The sequence below is a fragment of the Cohnella terricola genome (assembly GCF_007786475.1).
Lineage (GTDB): Bacteria > Bacillota > Bacilli > Paenibacillales > Paenibacillaceae > Cohnella > Cohnella terricola.
In genome coordinates, this window is the sequence record NZ_VNJJ01000002.1 from 252,441 (window position 1) to 277,260 (window position 24,820).

General features: G+C 48.0%; 18 protein-coding genes. 3 read left to right on the forward strand and 15 right to left on the reverse strand.

The window, feature by feature from the left end:
- Positions 1-124: 124 nt before the first annotated feature.
- The 7 genes from FPZ45_RS04335 to FPZ45_RS04365 all read right to left on the reverse strand — a co-directional run bounded on the left by FPZ45_RS04335 (position 125) and on the right by FPZ45_RS04365 (position 10,695).
- The gene (locus FPZ45_RS04335) at positions 125-475 is read right to left on the reverse strand and encodes a hypothetical protein (RefSeq protein ID WP_246120316.1); all 351 of its coding nucleotides are present in this window, start codon (positions 473-475) and stop codon (positions 125-127) included.
- A 134-nt stretch (positions 476-609) separates the two neighbouring features.
- A complete protein-coding gene (locus FPZ45_RS04340; RefSeq protein WP_144698795.1) occupies positions 610-1,014 on the reverse strand; it encodes a VOC family protein in 405 nt (134 codons plus the stop codon).
- Between the two features lie 92 nt (positions 1,015-1,106).
- A complete protein-coding gene (locus FPZ45_RS04345) occupies positions 1,107-2,054 on the reverse strand; it encodes a helix-turn-helix transcriptional regulator (RefSeq protein ID WP_144698797.1) in 948 nt (315 codons plus the stop codon).
- A 116-nt stretch (positions 2,055-2,170) separates the two neighbouring features.
- On the reverse strand, positions 2,171-8,509 hold the full coding sequence (locus tag FPZ45_RS04350; RefSeq protein WP_144698799.1) for an S-layer homology domain-containing protein: 6,339 nt from the start codon (positions 8,507-8,509) through the stop codon (positions 2,171-2,173).
- A gap of 180 nt (positions 8,510-8,689) precedes the next feature.
- The gene (locus FPZ45_RS04355) at positions 8,690-9,529 is read right to left on the reverse strand and encodes a methyl-accepting chemotaxis protein (protein WP_144698801.1); all 840 of its coding nucleotides are present in this window, start codon (positions 9,527-9,529) and stop codon (positions 8,690-8,692) included.
- 139 nt (positions 9,530-9,668) lie between these two features.
- Entirely contained in the window at positions 9,669-10,238 is a 570-nt protein-coding gene (locus tag FPZ45_RS04360; protein ID WP_144698803.1) for a YdeI/OmpD-associated family protein, read from the reverse strand.
- Positions 10,228-10,695, reverse strand: a complete 468-nt coding sequence (locus FPZ45_RS04365; protein WP_144698805.1) for a VOC family protein — start codon at positions 10,693-10,695, stop codon at positions 10,228-10,230. The genes FPZ45_RS04360 and FPZ45_RS04365 overlap by 11 nt, the downstream gene beginning before the upstream one ends.
- Before the next feature lie 103 nt (positions 10,696-10,798).
- Between FPZ45_RS04365 and FPZ45_RS04370 the strand changes: the two genes are divergently transcribed.
- Positions 10,799-11,710 (forward strand): helix-turn-helix transcriptional regulator, encoded by a 912-nt coding sequence (locus FPZ45_RS04370; protein WP_144698807.1) that lies wholly within the window; start codon positions 10,799-10,801, stop codon positions 11,708-11,710.
- Positions 11,711-11,733: 23 nt separating this feature from the next.
- Here the strand turns inward: FPZ45_RS04370 and FPZ45_RS04375 are convergent, their stop codons facing one another.
- The 7 genes from FPZ45_RS04375 to FPZ45_RS04400 form a co-directional block, all read right to left on the reverse strand.
- The gene (locus tag FPZ45_RS04375) at positions 11,734-12,189 is read right to left on the reverse strand and encodes a CcdC protein domain-containing protein (RefSeq protein ID WP_144698809.1); all 456 of its coding nucleotides are present in this window, start codon (positions 12,187-12,189) and stop codon (positions 11,734-11,736) included.
- A gap of 200 nt (positions 12,190-12,389) precedes the next feature.
- Positions 12,390-12,548 carry a hypothetical protein gene (locus FPZ45_RS25215; protein WP_186438229.1) on the reverse strand — a complete coding sequence of 53 codons (159 nt, stop codon included), beginning with the start codon at positions 12,546-12,548 and terminating at the stop codon, positions 12,390-12,392.
- A gap of 5 nt (positions 12,549-12,553) precedes the next feature.
- Positions 12,554-15,640, reverse strand: coding sequence for an S-layer homology domain-containing protein (locus FPZ45_RS04380; RefSeq protein ID WP_144698811.1), 3,087 nt, complete (start codon positions 15,638-15,640; stop codon positions 12,554-12,556).
- A gap of 96 nt (positions 15,641-15,736) precedes the next feature.
- Entirely contained in the window at positions 15,737-17,038 is a 1,302-nt protein-coding gene (locus tag FPZ45_RS04385; protein ID WP_144698813.1) for an MBL fold metallo-hydrolase, read from the reverse strand.
- The gene (locus FPZ45_RS04390; RefSeq protein ID WP_144699276.1) at positions 17,035-18,711 is read right to left on the reverse strand and encodes an ABC transporter permease; all 1,677 of its coding nucleotides are present in this window, start codon (positions 18,709-18,711) and stop codon (positions 17,035-17,037) included. The genes FPZ45_RS04385 and FPZ45_RS04390 overlap by 4 nt, the downstream gene beginning before the upstream one ends.
- Positions 18,712-18,715: 4 nt before the next feature.
- Entirely contained in the window at positions 18,716-19,810 is a 1,095-nt protein-coding gene (locus tag FPZ45_RS04395) for an ABC transporter substrate-binding protein (protein ID WP_144698815.1), read from the reverse strand.
- Positions 19,811-19,825: 15 nt separating this feature from the next.
- A complete protein-coding gene (locus FPZ45_RS04400) occupies positions 19,826-20,809 on the reverse strand; it encodes an ABC transporter ATP-binding protein (RefSeq protein WP_144698817.1) in 984 nt (327 codons plus the stop codon).
- 188 nt (positions 20,810-20,997) lie between these two features.
- Between FPZ45_RS04400 and FPZ45_RS04405 the strand changes: the two genes are divergently transcribed.
- Both FPZ45_RS04405 and FPZ45_RS04410 read left to right on the forward strand, forming a co-directional pair.
- Positions 20,998-21,936, forward strand: coding sequence for a LysR substrate-binding domain-containing protein (locus FPZ45_RS04405; protein ID WP_144699278.1), 939 nt, complete (start codon positions 20,998-21,000; stop codon positions 21,934-21,936).
- A gap of 180 nt (positions 21,937-22,116) precedes the next feature.
- A complete protein-coding gene (locus tag FPZ45_RS04410) occupies positions 22,117-23,652 on the forward strand; it encodes a thiol-activated cytolysin family protein (RefSeq protein WP_144698819.1) in 1,536 nt (511 codons plus the stop codon).
- A gap of 137 nt (positions 23,653-23,789) precedes the next feature.
- Here the strand turns inward: FPZ45_RS04410 and FPZ45_RS04415 are convergent, their stop codons facing one another.
- Entirely contained in the window at positions 23,790-24,572 is a 783-nt protein-coding gene (locus FPZ45_RS04415) for a glycosyltransferase family 4 protein (RefSeq protein ID WP_186438231.1), read from the reverse strand.
- Between the last annotated feature and the right edge of the window lie 248 nt (positions 24,573-24,820).

Genomic DNA, 24,820 nt, shown 5'->3' on the forward strand with positions numbered 1-24,820 from the left:
AACAAAACCAAATCTTTCATACATCGGTTTAGCCATATATCTTACGAAATTTAATTAATTGCGGTATATCGGATGTAATCGCTTTTCGAAACAGCACGATTGACTCCCCTCCTGTTCAAAATTATCAAATATCATACGAAAAGTGAATAACAACCGGTACAATACTAATCTCTTGGATTCGAATATAGAAACACGGCAAGTTCCCAGGCGGCTTGACAGCATCCGAAGCAGATGAGGTTCTGCGATCCAGGATATAACTTATAAATGTCGTCAGCGAAGCCGCAACCGCAATAAGTCCTCCGATCCAGGAAACATCGACAAGCTTCATATTCGTCGCGGCAAATCCGCCCAAAGATGAGCCAAGCGCGATACCGACGTTTACGGATACAGGTGTCAGCGATGAAGCCAGATCTTTGGCATCCGGAAAATGTTTATCGGCCAAGTCAATGAAATACAACTGCATGGTGGAGTTCATAATATCATCACTTGAATGCCGTATCGGTTAGAATAAAATTCTACATCGAAAAAATCCTCCTCAAATCATTCTGAGGAAGATTATCTCATGTTTTACATATGCTGAAGACTTTCGTAATTATTTAAATAAAATGATCAATGCCTACCGCTGAACCGTTTGATCGCTTCCTCGGTCATCGGCTCGAAGAGATTAACGAGGTTGCCGTCGGGATCGCGGAAAAGCATAGAACGGTTTCCCCACGGCATCGTGGTCGGTTCCATTACCCAATCATCGACAAACGGCTTTAAGCGCGCGTATTCGGCTTCGACATCATCGACGCGGAACTCGATGATGACAGTGTGATTATTGGCCGCCTCTACGGAACCAGCACCGAATAGTTGCGCCGTCTGGATGTGACCGATTGCCAGGGTGCATGATGGCACAACGAGTTCGGCAAAAACGGGCGCGGGGCGCTCCGCCGAAACACCCATGACTTTCTCATAGAACTCAACGAGACGATCCACGCCGTCGGTAATGATGCGCACAGAAGCGAAATTCACAAGATATCATCCTTCCTATAATAAATGATACAATACCCACTTCTTTACGTTTACATACCCGATTATAAAACAACGCTACTGACAACGTTATGTCAGTAGCGTTTTAACATTTTGCTGGCTTCCTCACGAATCCGATTTCGGAATGATTCAGGTTCCAATACGATCACACCCGCTCCCCAGCCAAGCACCCATTGCAGCAATTCATCCAGTCGGCGAACGCGTAAGACCACATGCAATCCATCTTGATGCTCTTCCATTTCCTCCATGTAATGATAGTTCGATTCCTTCACCTTATCTGCGATGTCATGGTTAAACCGAAGGCGAACTCGCAAGTGGCGATCATCCGGAGGGATATACTCTTTTAAGTTAAATTGCGCCGGTAGTTCGAATCGTTCTTCCAGATCGATAAGTTCGGTCATTCGGGACAAACGGAAATGGCGAATGTCTTGGCGTAGATCACAACGAGCCACGAGCATCCAAGATCCTTCAACGAGTACCAGGCCATAGGGAGCGACGGTACGATCGCTATGGTGATTTCCCTTGGAATCCCCAGTTCCTTTCGAATAATGAAATCTGATCTTTCGTTCAACTAATATCGCTCGACGGATCTTTTCGAAATTTTCCCGTTCTTTTGACAGCGCGACTCGTTTACCGGGAGCGAGCAAGCGCAGCGCCTTGCGCACACGAGAGGTCTCATTGCGAACGTTCTCCGATAGTATAGCCTCGATTTTCCTCTGAGCGGCTTGAGCCCTGACACGATACTCGTCATCAAATCGTTGCTCGATAAAGTCCGTTCCTATAAGCAAGGTCACGGCTTCTTCTACCGTGAAACTGATCGGCGGCAGGAAATAGCCTTTCATCAAAGAATATCCTGTGCCTGGGGCACCTATTATCGGCACGCCCGCTTCACTAAGTGCCTGAATGTCACGATAGATGGTCCGCACGCTGGTTTCGAATAGGTCCGCCAAATCTTCGCCCCGTACCACTTCTCTGCTTTGCAGCTCCAAAACGATGGCTAATAAACGGTCTGTTTTGTTCATTGGCTGCCCCCCTTGTCTAATAATAATACACTCCATCAGAGTTGGAATGCCATTAAAGACAGCACCAAGCCCCCGGCACATGAGCCGGGGGCTTGGCTTTAAGACTGGATGAAACTTTACTTGTTGACGAACGTGAGCGCATTAAGCAGAACAACCGCCGCTTCGGCTCTTGTTGCCGTTTGTTTCGGAGCAAATTTGTTGCCGCCGATGCCTTGAACGATACCGTTCTCCACAATTGCGTCAACTGCCGCTCTCGCCCATGCAGGAATCTCGGCATCATCCGTAAATGCGGTTTTTGCTCTCGAGTTGTTGACCAAACCAAGCGCATTCGCGATCATCGTCACCATCTCGGCGCGGCTGATCTTCGCATTCGGCTTGAAGCTGCCATCTCCGTAGCCTTTTACGATTCCGGCTTGCACAGCTTGAGCGATTCCTTGCTTCGCCCACGCGCCGATGCTTGCCTTATCCGTAAACTCAAGCGCAGCTCCGTTGCCTTGCAGGTTCAGCATACGAGCCAGCATGACTGCAAACTCGGCGCGGGTAACCTCGCCCTTCGGCTTGAACGTACCGCCGGTATAGCCGCCGACAATTCCCTTCGCCGCAGCCAGCTTAATGCTTGCTTCCGCCCAGTGGCCAACAATGTCGCTGAACTTAACTTCGCCGTTCTCTTCAGGCTTAGTTTCAGGTTTTTCTTCCGCTTTCTTATCTACGGCGAATACCGTGAACTTAGTGAAGTGATCGACTTCCGCCGTAATCCGATCGCCACTCGCCTTGCCTCCGATTTCTACCCACACCTTCTTCGCTTCGTCATAGTAGAAGATAGAAGCGAATTGGTTCGCGCCGACAGATTTCGGATCGAACGATAGGGTGATCGTGATCGGCTTCTTGAAATTCTCCGTGAAGTTTTTCAAGATCTCGTACACCGGGCTCAAGAGAACTTCTTTGTCGGTTACAAGCCGCGAAGTATCTACAACCTTCTCAATCTTTATAATCAATTCTTTGTCAGTTGCTCCTGCGGGCACTGTAATCGTAACTGCTTTGTTGTCAAACTGAGCCGTACCGCCTTGACCTGCAGGGAACTTTTGCGTGTTGTCGTTAGCTGGCGGTGTACCTCCTCCGCCGCCACCTGAAGTATCTGTTGGCAAGTTTTCAAACACAGCCGTCAAAGTAACTTGGTTAGCCGGCATCGCAAATGTCAATGGATTGTCGATATAGCTTTCGTTTGCAAGACCTGCCGCTGTCCATTTGACAAAGCGTTTTCCGTTTGGAACAGTTGCAGCCACGATAACAGTCGAGCCTTCCTCGACCTCTGCAGAACTTCCTACTAGAGCTCCGTCTACTTTAATCGTACCGCCATCAACAGTTAGAGTAGAGATCGTCCCTTCTTCTTCATCTCCGCCAAGATCAAGCACTCGCGGCACGGGTACTTTATTCGTTGCATCCCATTGCCAAATGTCCGTAAAGTCCCATCCCAAGGCCACGTAGGTTGCTTGCTGCGCAATATCAACAGCGGGCTTTGATACGAATGCAGGAACAACCGCAGAAGGCAATCCGCTAGTGCTTAACTTCGCGCCGTCATAGTAATTGACTTGATTGGTGTCGGTGATCGGCCTGCTGCTGGACCAGTACCCTCCAATTGGACCTGGAGCGGACCCATTAATTGCATTAACTACCGCATTTCCATTTAGGGTTTGCAGCAGATTACCTGAAGAACCGCCCATATCCCCAACCAAGGCACCGGAATACGTGCCAAGCTTATTAAACGTTCCACCCACGTAGTTATTCAGAATTACGGTTGGCGAATTCTCATATCGAGCGGGAATAGGCGAACCTGTACCGTTCCAATTGGTACCGCCAATCAAGCCTCCAACCTTAGTTCCGTTCACATCTGCGGATATGAAGGAATTTTTCAGTGTAGCTGCATGGAGCGTTCCTACAATACCGCCAGTATTATCTCCACCGGATACTTTACCAATCACATAGCTGTTTTCAATCGTACCCATGGAAGCTCCTGCAATAGCACCTGTGCTGTTGCCGCCGGTGATCTCGGCATTCACCAGTTTCAGATTTACGACTCTACCGCCAGTTCCGATATAAGCGAAGAAGCCAGTACTGCTTTTGGTGGACGAAATTTTGAGATTACTTATCATATATTTTTTTCCGTTGAACGTGCCTATAAACGGCTTTGAAGTATCGTTTCCACCGATCGCGGAAAACTCCACATCCTTCATATCGATATCCGCAGATAGCTCATAAATTCCATCGTTCGGATATTCAGGCGTGCCAAATTTCTGTGACAATGCAACCAAATCGCTTGCTGTTTTAATTCTTATTTTCTCTGGGCCTCCACCGCCAAGATCAAGTACGCGCGGCACAGGTACGTTAATCGTCTCATCCCATTTCCAAACGTTCGTAAAGTCCCATCCCAAGGACTCGTAAGTTGCTTGCTGTGCAAAATCAGCTGCTGACTTCGCTGCAAAAACTGGGACGATTCCCGAAGGTATGCCGCTTGTATTTAACTTGGCGCTGTCATAGTAGTTCTTTTGATTGGAGTCGACGATCGGCCTGCCGCTGGACCAATAACCTGCGAGCAGCTTCGTAGGATTTCCAATGATTTCAGATGAGAATGCATTACCATTAAAGGTTTTAAGCACGCTACCGGCACTGCCACCCATATCTCCAACAATACCACCGGTATTTGAACCTGTGCCGATCCTTGTAACCGTACCTCTCACATCGTTATTCAAAATTACATTGCCAACTGTTTGTTGATCAAGCGACCAACCGGAACCGCTGTAATTCGTGCCTCCAATTAAGCCGCCTACTATAGTCCCGCTAACATTTGCGTTCATGACATTGTTTTGCAAAGTACCCGCATAGAGCAGTCCTACTATACCGCCTGTGTAACCGGTGCCGGTTACTTTGCCGTCCACATAGCTGTTTTCAATCGTCCCGCTCGATACACCTGCAATGATCCCAGTTCTATTCATGCCGGTAATATCTACGTTTTCCAATTTAAGATTTACGACTTTGCCACCAGTACCGATATAGGCAAAGAAGCCGGTGCTAGAATCGGTGGACGATATTTTGAGATTGCGAATGGAATAACCTTTTCCGTTAAATGTTCCAATAAACGGTTTTGGAATGGTGCCTCTGCCGATCGATTCAAATGAAACACCTGTCATATCGATATCAGCCGACAACTCATAATTCCCGTCATAAGGATATTCAGGCGTGCCGAATTTCTGTGACAGTGCAACCAAATCGCTTGCTGTTTTGATTTTTATTTTTGCCGAGCCGCTGCCGGCAAGCGGCGTGACTTTAGCCGTAGCTACGCTTGTTACGACGCCGTTATAAAAACCCGTTCCCGTGGCGACGCTGCGCAAATACGAACCGACATCCGCCGTTTTAATCGTATATTGCGATGCTGTTGCTCCTGCAATAGCCGTCCACGCCAAACCGTCCTTGGAGCTTTCCCACTTGAAGGAAGCAGTAGCGCCCGCCGGCGTAATCGAGGCATTCAATGTTTGTCCTTCTTTGGCTATCCCATTAACGGCAATATTCGTGAGCGTAAACTCGTTGGTCTCCTGTGGAACCTCCGGATATTTCCAATTCTGCAAATCATAAGTGCGCGGCTTGTTGGTAACCAGCACGTCGACATCACCGGTTTGCAGTACATCGTTTTTATCGAAACCTTTGCTTGTCACTCTAATTTCATAAGGCGAAATCGAAATATTGGCATATCCCCGTCCGACTTCTCTTATATCGATGTACGCAATCGCAGGGTTGTCTGTTTTGTAATACGATCCGCGGTTGTCTTTATTTGCAGAGTAGTTCGTCAAATAGGTTGTTCCGTCTCCGTAATCAGCAACGACTTTGCCGCTCGCAAAAAGCTTGGTGCGGGCATAAATATGGTCATGTCCCATCAGCACCACATCAATGCCTGCTTCATCAAAAGCGTCCGTCCAGGTGGCTATAGGAGTGGGCATCCGATATCCGAACAGCGTTTTGTGGAACATGCCAACGCGCCATTTTGTCGGATTTTGCTTCACAACGGCCTTCATCCAGTCTTGCTGTGCTTGGATCTGTGCTTTGGAACTCTGATCCTGATAATCCATAACCAAGAACAGCGTGTCGCCATATACAAAATAGTAGTTGCTGGACTCGAGCTGCAATTTCGTCGTACCTGAAACCATGCGCTCAGTACCGTTGCCGCCACCGTAGAAGGATGCTCCATTCTTAGGCGGATTGTGACGGCCTAAAAAGTTCTGCAGCGTGGGGTCCACAGGAGCCCAGCTGTTGCTTGCCCATTTGTTACCCGCTCCATCGAACTCATGATTGCCCGTCGCCATATAGAGCGGCACTCTCGAGAACAAATCCTGGTTGGCCTCGAAGAATGCATCCCATTCCCATGTGTCGAAACCAAAGTTGACCTGGTCGCCCGAGCTCAGGACAAACGCCGCATTCGGATAATCCGCAAAGGCTTGCGTCAGCGCTTTTTTGCTCATTTGATTATAACTATCGAGCGTTGCTGCATAACCATTAGTGTCGTTTGCTTGGGCGTCGGAAATCCAGTTGAAGTTAAACGTATCGATATTGCTGGCAGGCGTCGTGAAGCTGGCCGGCGCTGTAACGCTCGTCACATTTTGGGCGCCGTCGCCTACGCTGTACACATATTCCGTATCCGGCTCGAGGACCGCCGTTTCTGCCTTATGGCTTTGGACCGGGTCGACAGAGTATTCTATCCCAGCTCCCGTATACTTCATATTCTCAATGTTTTTCCTCAAGTCTACTGTAAAATTGGTCCCCATCACAAAATCCGTAAAAATATGGCCGTTATTGTCAAAGTCCGATTTTTTCGCATAAAAGAGCTGCGTTGACTTCGTTGTTACCGGAGTTACCCAGTTAAAGCGGGCAATGTACTTGTCTTTTTCCGGCTTGCGCGTTTCTTCATTAAAGTTGTCGAACATAAATGTCACCGAGGTAGGCTCTTTACCGCCGCCTATCGGCTGGGTGATGCTGCCCCCAGATTTGGTAATGGTGAATTCATCGATGACTCGGAACGGTTTGTCAGAGCCTGTCGCTTTATAATACGTTTTATAAATGATCGAATTGCTTGTAACCTCTGCTCTGCTGTATACGCCTGGCGAATAGATGGATCCGCCGCCCGGATTTGTTTTGTTGATACGAAGGTCATAGAAGAAGTCGTTCCACGAAGTGTCTTTGGTGGCGTTCAAGCTGTACGCGTAATTGTACACCGATCCGCCTATGACATAGGTAGGCGCTTCGCCGAACTTCGCTTTTTGAATGCTTCCTGTGCCCGGCGCAGTTGAGTTTGTCTTAATTGTGTTTCTGGCATAGGCATGCTCGTGACCGGCGAGAACGAGATCGATCTCGGCATCGGTAAACCTTTTACCGATTACATTGTCCACTGCGTAGTGGCTTGCGCCCGGGTCATAAGGCGAAGCATGAAGATTTACGATCTTCCACTTTTTAGTCGATGCTGCCGCTTCTTCAGCTAAAAATTGCCATTGTACGGCATCGTCGCTGGAATTAAGACCAAAAGAATTAAGGGAGATAAACAAAGCGTCTCCATATTCAAATGAATATACAGTCCCAACGGCTGCCGAAGACAGACCGCTTGGTCTCCGCAAAGATGAATAGTTAAATCTGTTCGTATATTGAATGGAATCTTGGTCATAGATTGAATTGTCATGATTACCTGGGGTAGCCATGATCGGCATTGTGCTAGAAAGGTTTTGAGCTGCATCGAAGAAATACTGCCAGTGGTCCGAAAAACTCGCATCCTCAACTACGTCGCCATTATGAACGAGAAACGCAGCATCCGGATGGTTCGCCTTAATGTAATCGTACAAGTCGGCGGTGTTTTGATACGTGCTTGGAGATGTTCCCTGCGTATCGGGAGTGATCACAAAAGAAAACGGTTTATTAGCAGTTGGATCTGCAGGAGCGGTAAAGCTGGAGATCGCGGAATAACCGTTGGTTGCGTTTCCTACTTTATAATAGTATGTGGCTTCAGGTATCAGATCCTGAACAACTACGCGATAGGTAATAACCTCTTTAACGTTAACCAGCTTGTTGTCCGGAACGCTACCCGTTACGGTCGAAGTATTCACTGCGGTGACTGTGGCGCTTTTTGTTGCAGCACCGGTTAGATCAGGAGATGTGCCATAAACGATTTCTGAAACACTAACCGTCGGATCCGTAACCCAGTTGAAAGCCATAGCCGTTTTACCGGCTTCTGCGCCTCCGCCTATAGCCAACGTGATTTGCGACGGTATGGCTGCGGGCGCTGCTGCCCATGCGCTCATAGGCGCTGCGATTGCAGATACTGCTAGAATTACGACTAGCATTGCTGACACGAGTCTAGACATAGAGGTTTTTTTTCTGTACACGCCAAAGATGTCTCCTCTCAAATTAAAAATCAGACTCATTATGACCTCGGTTTATAAAGTCTATTAGGCCTTAACATAAAGGCTATATTAAATTTATTTACCAAAAAACAGCACAATGACAAGGAAGAGACGCTCGGGTTCACCCGGCGTCTCTCATCCTGATCGGAATTCTACTTTAGTTTTATTAAAGCCGAAAGGCAAGGCTCTGCCCAACGATACTTAAAAATATCTCGAAGCTTCCAGCAAGCGATTCGACAAGTCATTCAGACTGGTCAGCGTCTCTTCAATTTCCTTGAATGCCGCAGACTGACGCAGCACCGTGGCATCGACCGTGCCGGTCTTGGAGAGAATCGTCTCTACCTTCTCCTTCATCCGACCGATACGCTCTTCGGCTTGCTGTACCGCGTTCACGCTGTCGCCGGCCAGCTTGCGCACTTCGTTGGCTACGACCTGGAACGCTCTGCCTGCGTTGCCTGCACGAGTAGCTTCAATACCAGCATTAAGTCCAAGGATGTTCGACTGCGAGGCGATCCTCTTTACTAAATCGGTAATTTTCGTTGTCTCAAGAACTTCCTTCTTCGTTTGATCCGCTGACTTGCTCATCGATTCCTGCGCTTCCCGAAGTTCTTTGGACGTTTCCAGCAAATTGCTCATGCTTGCCGTAATTTGAGTATTTGCTGAGACGAGCAGCTCCGCCAGGTCGGACAGCTTGGACTGTCTTGCCAAGCTCACTCCGAACGCAATCGCGCCGACTACCTCATCGTTCTCATCGATTACAGGAATGGCAATCGTACGCGATGGAACGCCGAACATTTCTTTCGGAATCGACTTGATGACCATCTGTCTGGTCGTCATCGCCACTTCGATACCTTGACCTTTCGAGATCAGCGAACCGGGTTTTACATCTAGCGGATTGCTGCGGTCCGGCGAATAAAATATCAATTTCTCTTTGTCGGCGATCGCCAGCGCAATATCTTCCTCCCGGCAAAGCTGGGCAAAGAACGGTGCAGCCTTGAATATGCTTTCCAACACTTCAGAGCGCCTTACTGTGGCTTCCAATCGCTCCTCCTCCTACTCTGCCCGCATCATAACTCCACTTTATATACTCTAAAATATATTGTACCTATTAAGTGTTATTTCATTGTTAAGCGCAGTAATGGAAATGCTAGGTATACTGAGTTATGTAACCGCCGCTGACTTAATAATCCAGTAGACGTCCATTATCATTCCATTGACCGTACATTTTGTTTTCTCTCGTGTTTGTTATGAATTTGTCTAATCTGTTTCTAAACAATTCAGGCTGATTCTTTACGCTTTGTATCGTGTCGATCCGAACTTTTTTATATAGATCCGGAAATGCCATGAAATGATTGTATACTTGCTCTTCCTCTTTCATCCTCTGCTCGATCACTTCATCTATGTTAAAAGAATGATGATCCAGATCAGGCAGAACCCTTCTTCCTTCGTCTGTCATTAAACCCAACTTCTCAAGGCGGCGGGCACGTTCTTTATTTAATTCCGTCCATGAACTTGTTTTACCTCTAGGAGACAGCCTCTGAGCCAGTTCCGTTTCGGAAATTTTCTTTTTGACTCCATCGATCCATCCAAAGCATAAAGCTACCTCGACCGCGTCCAAATATAATAACCGATCAGGAGTAGGCGTCATACAAACCACGACCCAGCAAGACTTTTCGGTCTTGCCGTTTTCCTGCAGCCAAAACCTAAGATCTTCTCTCCGTTTTGCCGGAATCAAATTATTAATTTCCATTGTTGGAACTCAATTGATCAAGGAACTTCTCTGCATCACGATTGAATTTCCAAGAAACCCCGAATTTATCCACCAGCATTCCAAAGCACGATGACCAAGGAGTATCGGATAGCGGCATCATCACATTGCCGCCAACAGATAAATTATTGAAGTATTCCTCCAGTATTTGTTTGTCCTCGATGACTAGACTAATCAGCACCTGATTTCCTTTCACCAACTCGCCTGTTACCATTTTCATTGCTGGCAAAATATCCGACATCATGATCTTCCCGCCCGCGAATTCGATCGAAGACTCCATGATCATATTCAACTCATTTTCCGGCAGCGGATAGTTTGGATCTTGCGGAAGATCCTTGAATTTAACTTTCTTTACTTCAGTAACACGGAAAGCCTCAGAATAAAACTCAATCGCTTGTTCTGCATTTCCATCAAAGTTTAAATAGGTAATAGCTGACATAAAGCATGACCTCCTTCTTGTGATATGTGTAGTATAATCAATAAAAGGTGACATCTTAGTGTCACCTTTCTGAGATCAAATTGAGAAAATAGAGGACAAAAATATGGATAAAACTGAGAGACTCATTTCGATAATCATGATATTGCTGAAAAAAGATATCGTATCCACAACAGAATTCGCGCAATTATTCAATGTTTCGAAAAGAACGATCCTTCGCGATATGGAAACCCTGAGCTTATCAAACATCCCGATCTATGCCGTCAGCGGGGTGAATGGCGGCTACGGTATTATGGATGAATACAAAGTTGATAAACGTCTTTTAAGCAGCTCTGATTTGGAGAATATATTAACTGCGTTGAACGGATTGGAAAAAATCCTAGTTAGCCAAGAAGTAGAAATGACGATAAAAAAAATAGAAGCAATGGTTAGCCCATTGTCTCTGAAAAGTTCAATTCAACTGTCATTTTACGATTGGGAGGGTCGGTCCGAGATTCTTCAAATCTTAAAAATATGTCAAGAAGCCATACTCAAGAGAAGATTGGTTTCATTCGAATATATTGATAAAGACGGCACTACGACAAACAGAATTGTCGAGCCCGATCAGCTTCATTTCAGCGAAACGAGTTGGTATCTGAAAGGATTCTGTTTATCTCGTATGAGCTACAGAACGTTCAAATTGTCCCGGATCAATCATCTGACTATGGATGAGAAAACATTTGACCCTAGAGATTATTTAGTAGAACAAGAACGCGAAGCAAGTTATCAACCGCTACTAGTCACTATTCGGGCATTGATTTCGCCTAGCATAAAAGATCAGTTCATTGAAAGGTACGGTCGGAAGAGTATCGAAAACTATAGTTCTGAATATTTATTAGCAACGATTAAAGTCCCTCAAAACAGTACGGGATATCAATTTTTAGCTAGTTTCGGTACAAATTTAAAAGTCGTAGAGCCCAAAACATATGTTGAAGACTTTCGAAATTATTTAAATAAAATGATGGATAACTATAGTTAGTGATGGAGGGCGGTATGCTTTATCTACACTCTCCGGCCCGATAATCCTGCCATCTCCTGATACTTCTTAAAGATGATGTAACGGCGGGCGAAGATGTTGGCGAGCGAAATGAACAGCACCGCAGTGCTTAAGGACAGGAAGGCACTATGAGCTCCCCAGTAAGCGGCGAGATTCCGAAGCAGCATAACTGCAAGAAAGACGACGATACCGAGAATCGAACCCCGTGAAGTGATTTTCCCCGTATCCGGGTTCATTCTCACCTTCTGGAGCTTGCCTCTCCATACGCCAATGGCCAGACCCAATAACAAGCATACCAGATAGAGCAACAGACTGATCGGCTTAAAGTCGAGGTGATCGATTCTCGAGAGCATTAGAAAGGAAAACAGAATGGGAGTTACCCACAAGCGGGAAGGTTTTATTTCTTTTTCACGCAAGCTGAGCAAGACAACAACGATGACGACAATGATATAGGTTGTCATGTGTTTACCTCTTTTCTAAAATTATTCGCGGCGATGCTCTGAATTATACCGCGGCCTGGCGAGCCTGAAGTCCACCCGTAGGTGGATGATCCGTCTCCACCTACGGGTGGACTTGGTATAAAAAATAAGGGTTACCCTCGAGCAGTTGGTTAAACTGTCTCTGGGTAACCCCGTTCAATATTCTACTTGTTCCGCATCTCTCACACTGGAAAACGAAGCGTCATCTGCTCCAACTGTTCCGCTAGTTCCGCGATAACCGACAATTCTCCCACCGACGCGGTAATCTGCTGCGAGCCGGCCGACATCTCCTCCGTCGACGCCGATACTTCTTGATACAGTATAGGTATATGTGGCTCCATAGTTTCTACCTGATACCGCGCGTTGGAATCGCCGACCTGACAGGCGTAGCGAGGCTTTCGTTGCCTTTGTCATCCACTGCCGTAACTTTATAGTAGTGCGTCTGGCCGATAGCGGCTGTCGTATCCGTAAACGTCGTGCTGTTTACCTTGGCGCCGATCGTTACGAATGTGCCGTTCGCAGCGTCCGAGCGCCACACATTATAGCCAGCCGCGCCGCTGACCGCGCTCCAACTCAGCGTCACCCTCCCGCTGCTCGGTTCGGTATCCGCCTGGAAATTTCCCGGTGCTGCAAGGAGTACAAGAATAGGGTTTATCTGTCTGATTGGCGTAATGATGTCGCGAATTCCGGCCAGTTCCGGCTTAGCCGCCTGAATCGGTGAGTCCTTGCTTTCAAGACCCAGATTATTCATCGCAGTCACCTTGTAGTAGTACGTTCTGCCATTTTCAACCGCTGTATCTGTGAACGTCGTCGTATCGTTAACCGGGGAACCTATCGTTTCATATGTCCCGTCGGAAACATTCGCACGCTTCACACGATAACCTGTCGCACCCTCAACCTGGCTCCAACTGAGGACGACTTTCCCACTATACGGCTCAGCGATGAAATTGTCGGGAGCGGACGGTATGACCAACTGGACTGCCCATGGTATTTCTTTTATGATATCCGGGTTGATCTGTAAGTCGGTCGTGCTGCCTTTATTCACCCATGCCCAATTGCTAATACCGCTCTCTCCATAGCGATCCACAGCTGTGACAACGTAGAGATAGGTCTCATTAAAATTGGCAGTCGTATCTGTGAACGCAGCATCCGGCAGGTTGGAAGCGAGTGTCATCAATCCGCCGCGTTCCTTGTCGCTTCGCCTTACGTTATACGTAACCCCGTTGTGCTCCATCTCGAGCCCAAGAAGGGTACTATTGCTGACAAAACGCAAACCGTCAAGTCGGTCCCATTGAAGCGTAACGCTCGATCCATCCCTTTTTGCCTTTAAGTTGGTGGGCCGGGGCGGCGGCAGATCGACGATCTGAACCGACAGCACCTGGGTTGGCGCGCTCTCGCCGTGTTGATTCACGGCTACGACTTGATAATAGTACGTTTTGCCTCTTGCGGTTGTTGTGTCCGTATACGTGGGAACTTTAACGTTGGAACGTATCGTCTTGAACGGACCGCCCGGAGCATCCGCGCGTTTCACCATGTAACTCGTTGCATCCTTGGCGGCACTCCAATTCAGTTGGACGTTGATGCGATCCGTGATCGTTATGGCCAACTGCGGAGGATAAAAGATTTCACGAATGAGCTGGGCCTTCAAATTCCCTGGCGCTGGCGGTGGCGGACAGAGGAGCTGATTCTCAAATAGCGGATAATTCAAGTTGATTAATGTTTTACTGAGTTTCCCTTTGGCTACCCACACATCATAACCGGCGATCACGTCCAATTTGAGAAAAGCGTCAACCCGGATCTCATCGCATCGCCCTTGTTCATAATAGCGATAAAAGCCTGCCTTGATTCCCGGATACAGCTCGAGACCGGCATAGGCAATGTCTAATAATGTCAGCGTCAATTGAACGTCCGGACCTGCAGCAAGACTGGCATTCAATTTGGAATTCACATCAAGCGTTGCGGTGTTCGTCGTCTTGTCGATCGATCGGAACCCTTTGCTTGACGAGAAGGAGAAACCTTGCTCGAGATGAAATCGATCTTCGAATTTGATCTCGAGTGAAGCTTGGAAATCAGGCTCAATCTTCAAATAGAGCTGTCCTTTAATGAACACGCCAGTAAAGACAGGTACATAGTACGGAGTCGTCAAAGGAATGTATACGGGTTTGGTTATCGCTTTTTTCGCTCTCACATTCACGTTCGTCGTGACATCCCCGGTTAATACCAATTTTGCATAGAAATCCAGATCGCCCCAATCAATATCAAGTCCGATATCCGCATCGACGCCCAGGTTGCAAAAGTTCATACGCGCATCCATGGCAAATCCTTCGTAGCTCACGTTATCCATCTTGATCATGAAGCATGGCAACTTCAGCGCAATATCCTGTGTAGAAGCAAGCTTCGCGGTTGAATCCCGAATGTCCGTAACAATCTGGATCGAAGGATCAGCCGGGGTAAGCAACCTGGGATCAATCGCCTCGGTCGTATGGATATCCAGCTTGGAGAAAACCTCTCGAACTTTGGGAACGGACGTCGTCACGACTAGCTCGCCATCTTCCTTGCGAACGGACTCTACCTTCTTCGCGATACCGCCATAAAATTCATCATTCGGAGGCATGACGAACACATCGCCAACGTTCAATATCAAATCCGGATCGTGAATGACCCATGTATTGTCATCTTTTTTCGAATACTTTTTGCTATTACTCTGCTTCACTTCCGGCAAATATTCGACGATTTTACGCGTATCTCCCGAATTCGACGATGACGGTTGCTCCGGTGAATAACGAAGCGCGCGCACGGCCATAACGGCTGCTTCCGCTCGGGTGGATTTGTTGCCCCCTTTGAAAGAGCCGTCCGGATAACCTTTAATAATTCCCGTCCTCAGTGCCGCTTCGATCAGGTCGCGGTGGCTCTTGATATCTCCCTGGTCTTTCAATTCGCCAAGCATCTTCTCTTGCGTCTGCGGCGCAAGTTGAAGCGCTCTCACAATCCAGATCGCCATCTCGCTACGCGTAATCGGCTGGCTCGGTTTGAAACCGTCCGGGTATTCTCCGACAATCAGAATGCCCTGCTTTACTCCCGCCGCAATGTAGGGGGCAGACCAACTTTTCTGCTCGACATCGCGGAACGGAACATCCCTGGAATCAGTCGGAAGTCTTCTTAAATCAACGAGTATTTTCAGAAACTGTTCCCGCGTTACATCGCCATTAGGCCGAAAAGTTCCATCCTTGAAGCCTGATACAATGTTTTGTTCCGCAAGCTCCATAATATCTTTGTACGCCCAATGAGACTGAATGTCCTTGAACGTAACGGTTTGTACTTTGCCTTGGTTGTCGCTTACGGCAGCTACGGCAACATACGAGGGGGTTATGCTGAACAACATCAAGAAAATAGACGCCCAGAGGATAATTTTATTGAACTTCAATCTCCGCAAATCTCTCACCCTTCCCGGTTGTGATCAATATCACGATATCATTGTCCGGAAGGGTGAAGATACTATCCGAAAGTAGCAATTCAATAGTAAACCCCGCTAGTATATGACAAGTTCCACTCCGGGCTGCAAGGAATGCAACCCCGTCCGCCCTTCAGCCAGCAAGCGCTCAACAACCCGATCGGTAACCGCTTTTGGGGCGTGCACCAGCAGCGTCCGGCGGCTAGGCGCCCGATCCAGCATATATCGGACATCCGCCAGCCCTTGATGCACTTTATAGACAATGTATCGCACGGCTGAGGCGGGGCTGATCTGCTTGGCCTCCAGCAGTTGTTTCGCTAAGGAATCCCGAGAGGCATGCCCTGTGAGGACAATCGCATTTTCGGAGGATCTCGATAACCGTTCATAATACCAGCGTGACCTGCTGGACTCCATCGTCCCGTCGCCGGTCAGAATCAAGCATGGCGTCCCGCCTTGAAGCAGTTGGAGCCGCTCCTGATCATCCTCGGGAATCTTCACCCTCCGGTTTCCCTCCACCACCCGCTTGATTCGCTCAAGCGCATCCGGAATCAGCCACTGAGGTTGAGACAGCATTCGTTTTAAACCCTGCCAAATATCGTTTTCGGCCAAAATCGTAAATTCCGGAAGCTGTTCATGCGCCCAGATCAGCAAATCCTGACTGCGCCCAAAGACCGGCAAAGGAAGCATTAAGTGTCCGCCTGCCTTGAATACGGCTTCGCCCGTCTGACGCAGTTGCTCCAGCTTGGCTGGCTGCGCCTCCTCTTCCAACCCGTAGGCATTATCCACAATCGCCAGGTCCGCAATGTAAGACTCGGTGTTCCCTAATTGTCCAAGATCGGGAGGATCAGCCATAAGGAGCTGCGATTCGCGGCTGTAGTCGCCCGAGAAGAAAAGTCGTCTCCCTTCAAGCTCCACCCTGAACCAAACCGCTCCCGCCAAATGCCCGCTCCGTCCCCATGCCAGCTTGATCCCTTCTACCGGTTCGCACCATTCGCCCGGCGGCGCCTCATCCTCAATGAAACGAAAGCGCAACAAGGCGATGTCAGCCTGCCCGTAAGGAAGCTCTCCGCCCCTTTGCGCTACATATTTGCTCCAGCTTGCGAAATAGATTTCCACCTGCTCCGCGGTGGCCCGGGTCGCCCAAATGTCCCCTTTGTACCCGAGCCTATAAAGAAGCGGCAGCGCCATGGAATGGTCCTCGTGGGCATGAGACAAGAAAACCGCCGTCAACCGCGGAATTTCCTCCGCTTTGATCAGCGGATAATGACCTTGGCCTTCTTTTTTGGCGCCGCAGTCAAACATAATCCGGTGTTTGTCGCCGGATATTACATAGCAGGAGCGGCCGTGTTCCCCCGCCCCGCCCCATATTTCCAGCTTCATGATGCATTCCACTTTCTTCTAGAGCCAAGGCTCTCTATAATGACGAGCATCAAGGTGGTAAGCCCGACGGACACGACGGCCATCGCCATGCCCAAAGACACTTGCCCTTGCTCGAATTGGGCAAATATATAAGTCGCCGAGGTTTGCACGGACGGCGGCATAATCAGCAGTGAGCCGACCAGCTCGCGCGATGCGATCGTAAACGTCATCATCCAGCCGGCCAGCATGCCGGGGATGATCAACGGCAGCAGCACGCGGCGAAAAATATAACCCGGCCTACCGCCGAATACTTGCCCGGCCTGAAACAAAGACGGGTCGATTTGGCTGCTTGCGCTCTTAACATACTGCACGGTATAGGGCACGAACAGAACCACATAAGTCAGAACAACCATTCCGCCCGTATTATAGAGACGAATGGGCATCCATGGGGCGTTCCACAACAAAATCAACCCGACCACCATAACGATTCCCGGCACGGTATTCGGGAGCAGACTGAATAAATCGGCCGTTCTTTGCAGTCCTGTCTTGGAACGCTGAATGACCAGCGCAAACCAAGTGCCCAACACGACCGCGATGGTCGAAGCAATTAGCGAAAACGTAATGCTGTTCATCAGCGCCTTCATACTGGGCGAACCCCAAGTGAGCAATTGCTTGTAAAAGTCCAGCGTAAAGTTATCCCATGCAAGTCCAACGCCGCGCAGCTTCATCGTGGAGGCCGCAATAATGGAAAAATAGGGAATGCCGATAGATAATAGCAGCAGCAGGGCGACGAACAGCCCGCACAGCCACACCGTCCAGCCCTTCATGCGCAGGCTTGAACGCCGGCTGCCCTTGCCGCCGACCAGATTGTACGTAAAGCGACGATTAAGCACCGTCTGCGCGTACCAAATGAACAAACAGGCCGTCAAGAGCAAGGATGAAAGCGTAGTCGCCTTGCCGAAATCGATGGGCCAGCTCGAAATGTATTTGTGAATCTCCGAGGTCATGACCTGATAACCGATCCGTTTCCCGAAAGTAGCAGGTGTTCCGAACTCGGCGATCGTTTTAACGAAGATCAGCATTGCGCCCATGCCGAAAGCCGAAAACAGGAGCGGAGCGATGATCCGCCGGAATCGGTATGCAAAAGGCGCTCCGTGAATGGCGCCCGCCTCCTCCAAACTTCCTCCGATCCTTTCCAGCGCTCCGCGCAGCAGCAAATAAAGGAAAGGGAACAAATGCAGGCTCATGATCATCATCATGCCGCCGAAGGTAAAGAAGGAAGGCGTCAGGAAAGCGAGTCCCGGCATGAGTTGCTCCAGGTAGCCGTTTTTCTGCATGAATAAAATCCAACCCATCGAGCCGATATAAGGCGGCGTCATAAACGGGATTAGAAAAACAATCTCCAGCCACTTCTGCCGGCCGATCCGGGTATTGACCATAATCCAGGCCAGTGGCAGCGCCAGTGCGGTCGTACCGGCAATGACGCAGAGCCCGAGCCAGATAGAGCTAAACATCACTCCCGTAAGCTGCGAATCGGCAAGGGTACGGAAAAGAGCTGCCCAACGCAGCTCTCCATCCCGATACACGCTTTGCACAAAAATTTCAACCAACGGCACCACGATTAAAGCGGTCAATACGACCAGCGATAAAGCGATGGACCAAATGCGGATATGTTTCATGGAAAGAGAATTCATCATCTTATTTGAACAATTGCAGGAATTGGGTCGTCACTTCGTCCCCATGTTCGCTCATCCAGGACCAGTCCGCTTTCAATAGCGGAATTTCATCCAGATTGGCCCGGTTTTCGGCTTTTACATCGGTGCGGCCGGGAAGCAGCGCCGCGTCGGACACCAATTTCTGCGCTTCGTCGGACAGCAGGTAATCGATAAACGATTTCGCGTTCTCCTCGCGCTTGGTCGATTTCAATATAGCCGCCGGACGCGGGCTGATGATCGTTCCTTCCTTCGGATATACGATATCGATCGGCTCGCCCTTGGCTTTAGCCTTGTAGGTCATATAATCGACGCCCGCCGCAACTATGCTCTTGGCGCCCGTGATGACGGGATCTAGCGCTTCCTGATTGGCTCCGGCCATGACCGCGCCGTTCGCTTTCAAATTCTCGAACAAGGACCATCCCCCGTCCCCTTCCGCGCTGAGATAACCGGTAATGAAATCAAGCGCAGAGCCGGACAACGACGGATCGGGGATATTCACCTGATCTTTATACTCCGGCTTGGCAAGGTCGGCCCAGGAGGTCGGCGGCGCGGACACCAGCTTCGTGTTATAGGCAATGCCGAGCGCGGAAGCGCTGGTGCTGAAATAGTTGCCTTCCGAATCGGACCATTCCGGATTCAGCTTGTCCGCATTGACAGCATCCGGATAAGGCAGCGTCAATCCCGCTGCTTTCAAGCCTTGTGCCGAAGGCAGCGATGCGAGAATAACCACGTCGGCGACCGGGTTCGATTTTTCGGCTTCCATTCTGGCCAAAATTTTACCGGTCGTTCCTTGGAACATTTCAACTTCAATTCCGCTTTGGGCTTTAAAACCATCGATCAGTTTAGTGGCAAGTCCTTCAGGGCCGGCTGTATATACGACTAGCTTATTATCGTTTGCTTGATTCGTTTGGTTTGCTGTTTCTGTGGCGCTTTCCGTGGCAACGGAAGGCTCTGGCGTATTCGCGGAGCCTGTAGCCTCCGAATTGCTGCTGCAGCCCGCCAGCGTCAGCCCGAACACGAGCGCTAAAGCAAGCGACGTTTCTTTTTTCCATCCTAACCGAGTTTTCAAATGGTTCATTGTTGTTATTCCTCCTTATTGTGTTGCATCTAATCGATGGATGCGTCGTTCCGACAAATACGCTTTCAGTTTGCTGCCAACCGATTGTCTCGTCTGGTGATATGCGGTCCATTCTTCCGCCTCGCCTTCAGTCTTAACCCGCAGCTCGTACCGGTCGCCCATATAGCCGACATGAGTGACCTCAACCTCATAAGAATGGTACGGTTCGCTATCATGCTCAGGCACCCACAGCAGGTGCTCCGGCCTGAACATGACCCGGTCCGGAATGAGCCAATTCGACTTGCCGATAAACCGAGCGACGAACGGATCCCTCGGCAAGCCGTACACCTGCTCCGGCGTACCTGCTTGCAGCACGCGGCCGCCGTTCATGACGATGACTTCGTCGGACATGGACATCGCTTCGATCTGGTCATGGGTGACGTATAAAGCGGTAAGTCCCATATCCTGAACGAGCGACAGCATTTCCAGCCGCATTTCCTCTCGCAGTACGGCGTCCAGTGCGCTTAGCGGCTCGTCGAACAGCACCAATCTGGGACGGATTGCCACCGCTCTGGCAAAGGCGACCCGCTGCTGCTGCCCTCCGGATAGCTGATGAGGGTAACGTTCTGCCATTCCGCCAAGCTTGACCTTGTCTAGCGCTTCCATCACCGTTCCCCGGATGCCGTTGGAGCGGCGTCCCGCACGCAGGCCGAAGGCGACGTTTTCGAATACAGTCATGTGCGGCCACAAGGCAAAATCCTGAAATACCATGCCGAAGCCGCGACGGTGCGGCGGCACTTCCTTACTCCCCGGCCCCGCGAACAACGTTTCCCCGCCGATCGCAATTGTGCCGGCATCCGGCGTCTCGAGTCCGGCAATCATACGCAGCAGCGTTGTTTTGCCGCAGCCCGACGGACCGAGCAGCGTCGTAAATTTGCCCAGGCGCACCGTTAAATCGGTCGTTTCCAACGCAACCGTCCCGCCGAACGTTTTTCTGAGCCCTCGAATATTCAAGTCCACGCGATTACCCCGTTTGCATAACTTTATTTCGGTGATCGTCTTTCATATACAAGTCTACTTGGCGAATTGTATGGCTGTGTTAGACCAAAGTTAAAACGAAATTTATTATTTCAATGAATTGTATTTACATTCATAGATAAAATCTATAGATAGGCGTGATTAAAATGCAGGAGGGAGACAGGTTTATGATGAACCTGAGTCTGTTAAAGCTGCGGATTGTGGAGCTGTTGGAAAAATACAATAAGATTACCGCTGTTGCGGAAATACTTGATCTAAAGCAGCCTACCGTAACCTTTCATATGAAAAACCTGGAACGGGATTTCGGAGTCAAACTGTTCGAAGCGCGAATGGGGAAAATCATATTGACCGACGCCGGGCATGCCCTGCATCATTACGCGGTGAAAATCGGCGCGCTGGCCGCAGAAGCACACCGCATCGTAACGGAATTCGATTCGCTTCGGCAAGGAAGCCTGCTGATCGGGGCCAGCTACGTGCCAGCCACGTATATTTTGCCTTCCGTGCTGCACCGTTTTTCCAAAGAGTACCCGGGCATCCAAATTTCATTGTCCGTCAAAACCGCGCCAGTCGTGAAGGATATGCTGGAGCATCACGAAATCGATCTTGGCGTTATTTCCGCCGAACCGTTCCTATCTCCAGAACTGAATACGGAAACGATTGGCGAGGACGATCTTGTGCTTATATGTGCCCCAAGTCACCCGCTCGTCGCCAGCCCCGAAGAGGACCTGACGCCGGAGCTGATCGCCTCCTCTTCGTTCGTACTGCACGGCGAAGAATCAAGCACCCGCCGATTAACCGAGAAATGGCTGCAAAGCAGCGGAGTTCATCTGCCTACTTATTTGGAGTTCGATTCCTTGGAAGCGATCAAGCAGGCGGTCATGCTGGGCGAGCATGTGTCGTTCGTTTCCCGAATGGCGGTACAATCCGAAGTAACACGCGGCCTGTTGCTGATGCGGCCGATACCCGGCAATCGCGTGGAGCGATACGTATACGCCTTAACGAACAATAAGCGATATCACTCGGCACTGATCAAGCGGTTCAACGAATACTTGGGCCAAAATGTTAACGGATCGCAAAATAATAGTGCCTGCAAACTGAACTCAAAATAAACAAAAGCCTAATCCTCTGAACAGATGAGGTTTAGGCTTTTGTTTGGTATAAACGGTTTTCCTTCTTCTAGTTCAATTTAAAATATTCCTCAAACTACCGATATAGTTATTATTACAAAAAATTCTAAATATGAGCATATCTGATTGGCGTTATGCTCGCAACTCAAAGGGGGCTATTTTATGAAGATTCGAAATCATGCTAGGATTTTAAAATTAATCGTTAGTTTAGCTGTTATATTCACGACTTTAAGTTATCCAGTTATCTCTTTTGCCGAAACAGTTGATTCTAGTTTAGCCAGTGAAACAAGCAACGCCAATGACATTAATATCGGTATAGCAAACTTAGACTATAATAATGACGAAATTTTAGCAGTAAATGGTGATGAGATATATAGTTTTGTTCCAAAAGAAGGAATCAATTCAAATGGTAAGTTTATAGTCATAGAACGTATAAGAAAGTCACTTGCAACTTCTCCAGTAGATATTTCAATTATTGATTCTATGGCTAATCGCTCTTACCCAGGAGCATTACAACTTGCAAATCAAGCTTTTGCTGATAATAAACCGAGTGTATTACTGGTACCAAGAAAACCTTTGACTATTAGCATTGATTTACCAGGTTTGAAGAATGAAAATTCAATTATTGTGAATAATCCAACATACGGTAATGTGTCTGGAGCAGTAGATGGACTTGTATCTAAATGGAGCGATGAGTATTCGGCAACGCATACTTTACCTGCGCGATTGCAGTATGCAGAATCAATGGTTTATAGCAAATCTCAAATTGGAAGTGCTCTTAATGTTAACGCTAAATATCTTGATTCTACATTAGGAATTGACTTTAATGCGATTTCTAGTGGAGAGAAAAAAGTGATGGTGGCGGCATATAAACAAATATTTTATACGGTAAGTGCGGAACTGCCTAACGATCCATCAGATCTTTTTGATGATAGTGTTACTTTTAACGATTTATTACGCAAAGGGGTACGTGATCAATCCCCACCTCTTATGGTATCAAATGTAGCTTATGGTAGAACCATTTATGTGAAATTAGAAACAACCTCTAAGAGCAAAGACGTAAAAGCAGCATTTAAAGCCTTGCTTCAGAATACCGCCAATGTGGAAACGAATTTGGAGTACAAGGATATTTTTGAAAACAGTTCCTTTACGGCTGTTGTATTAGGCGGAGATTCACAAGAGCATAACAAGGTTGTTACAAAAGACTTTAATGAAATCCGTAATATCATTAAAGATAATGCGAAATTTAGCCTAAAGAACCCAGCCTATCCAATTTCATATACAAGCGTTTTCTTAAAAGATAATGCAATTGCTGCCGTTCATAACAATACAGATTACATTGAGACTACAGCTACAGAATATTCGAAAGGTAAAATATCGCTTGGTCATTATGGCTGGTATGTCGCTCAGTTTGATGTATCCTGGGATGAAGTTTCATATCATGAAAAGGGTGAAGAAGTACTAACGCATAAAACGTGGGAAGGAAGCAACAAAGACAGAACAGCTCCTTTCACTACAGTCATTCCTCTGCCACCTAATGCAAAAAATATAAGGATTTTTGCGAAAGAATGTACCGGCCTTGCTTGGGAGTGGTGGAGAACCATTATTGATGAATACAATGTTCCATTATCTAGTGAAATTAAAGTTGAAATTGGAGGAACGACATTAAACCCAACAGGTGGTATTAAATTTAATTAGATGTGAAAATTAACGGCTGAAACCCTTTTTACAAGGACTTCAGCCGTTTCTCTTTTTCGTATTCCTCAGTTCAAATGAACAGCGGTTACCGCCATATTAACAACACACAACACTCTATCAAGGCGGTTAACTTTCGTTCACTCAAATAATGACAGATGCGAATTTAACAATTCGCTATTATTTATATAATTCGAACTAAATTCAAGAGCGCATATCGAAGCCCGTGCATGTTCCTCGAAATCCATGTTTACATATCGTTGGAGGCTTAGGGCGAAATCTTCCGGCTTATCTAAAGAGATCACCATCCCCCCTCCCGAACGCGCTACCTCTCCCCAAGGTGTACGATCCGAGATTACAACGGGACACCCCGTCTGCAAAGCTTCGAATATCGCGTGACCGAATCCTTCCCCGAGCGTAGGAAGAAAAAATAAATCATAACACCCTAAAACAGTTTTGACTTTAGCTGGCGTTACCGCTCCTAGATAATTAACCTTAATGTTATCGGGAAGCTCCCGGATCAAGGTAAGACATTCTTCCCAGTAGGGTTCATCCTCGATTGGCCCGTATATGTCGAATTGCACCTCTCCTTTAACATTTCGAAGAATAGAGATAGCGAATTTCAAATTTTTCATTTTGCATATACGAGATAAAAAAACGAGTCTTAAAGAACCGCATTGTTTGGGCAATTTCTTTACCACGGGTCCCTCTCCGGGCTTGGATGAAGATGGAAAATCCGGAGCTACGATCACCATAGCTTTGGGTCCGAACACCTTGACGATCTCCGCTTCTTCTTGAACGCTTGAAGCTTGCCAGATCATATCCGAGTAAATGCCAAACCATTTCGCTAACGCTATGAATATCTTTTTCTTTAAGGGCTTTATAGATAATGCGCCCTCGGAAAACTCTCCTCTCGGAGCCAATACGGTTCTCTTTAGGTGCACTTTAAAGCATTTATTCCAGATAACGGGCAGTACGGAGTATTGGAATGAAAAAAAACTGTTTAAGTATACAACATCGAAATTCGTTCCGCGCATGATTCGTATGAGCTTTATTCCGTTTCGTCCCGAAAAGTAATATCTGTCGGGGACTCCCGGGATCCAGCGATTTAGCGGAAGCGGATAAGAATGTTTATCGCCTAAGTCTCTGTCGGAAGTTACGATCATAAACT

Excerpts from the sequence above, each read along its gene's own strand:
- FPZ45_RS04335 (WP_246120316.1), bottom strand. The coding sequence starts at position 475 with ATGAACTCCACCATGCAGTTGTATTTCATTGACTTGGCCGATAAACAT.
- FPZ45_RS04345 (WP_144698797.1), bottom strand. The coding sequence starts at position 2,054 with ATGAACAAAACAGACCGTTTATTAGCCATCGTTTTGGAGCTGCAAAGC.
- FPZ45_RS04350 (WP_144698799.1), bottom strand. The coding sequence starts at position 8,509 with ATGAGTCTGATTTTTAATTTGAGAGGAGACATCTTTGGCGTGTACAGA.
- FPZ45_RS04360 (WP_144698803.1), bottom strand. The coding sequence starts at position 10,238 with ATGGAAATTAATAATTTGATTCCGGCAAAACGGAGAGAAGATCTTAGG.
- FPZ45_RS04365 (WP_144698805.1), bottom strand. The coding sequence starts at position 10,695 with ATGTCAGCTATTACCTATTTAAACTTTGATGGAAATGCAGAACAAGCG.
- FPZ45_RS04370 (WP_144698807.1), top strand. The coding sequence starts at position 10,799 with ATGGATAAAACTGAGAGACTCATTTCGATAATCATGATATTGCTGAAA.
- FPZ45_RS04375 (WP_144698809.1), bottom strand. The coding sequence starts at position 12,189 with ATGACAACCTATATCATTGTCGTCATCGTTGTTGTCTTGCTCAGCTTG.
- FPZ45_RS25215 (WP_186438229.1), bottom strand. The coding sequence starts at position 12,548 with ATGGAGCCACATATACCTATACTGTATCAAGAAGTATCGGCGTCGACG.
- FPZ45_RS04385 (WP_144698813.1), bottom strand. The coding sequence starts at position 17,038 with ATGAAGCTGGAAATATGGGGCGGGGCGGGGGAACACGGCCGCTCCTGC.
- FPZ45_RS04390 (WP_144699276.1), bottom strand. The coding sequence starts at position 18,711 with ATGAATTCTCTTTCCATGAAACATATCCGCATTTGGTCCATCGCTTTA.
- FPZ45_RS04395 (WP_144698815.1), bottom strand. The coding sequence starts at position 19,810 with ATGAACCATTTGAAAACTCGGTTAGGATGGAAAAAAGAAACGTCGCTT.
- FPZ45_RS04405 (WP_144699278.1), top strand. The coding sequence starts at position 20,998 with ATGAACCTGAGTCTGTTAAAGCTGCGGATTGTGGAGCTGTTGGAAAAA.
- FPZ45_RS04410 (WP_144698819.1), top strand. The coding sequence starts at position 22,117 with ATGAAGATTCGAAATCATGCTAGGATTTTAAAATTAATCGTTAGTTTA.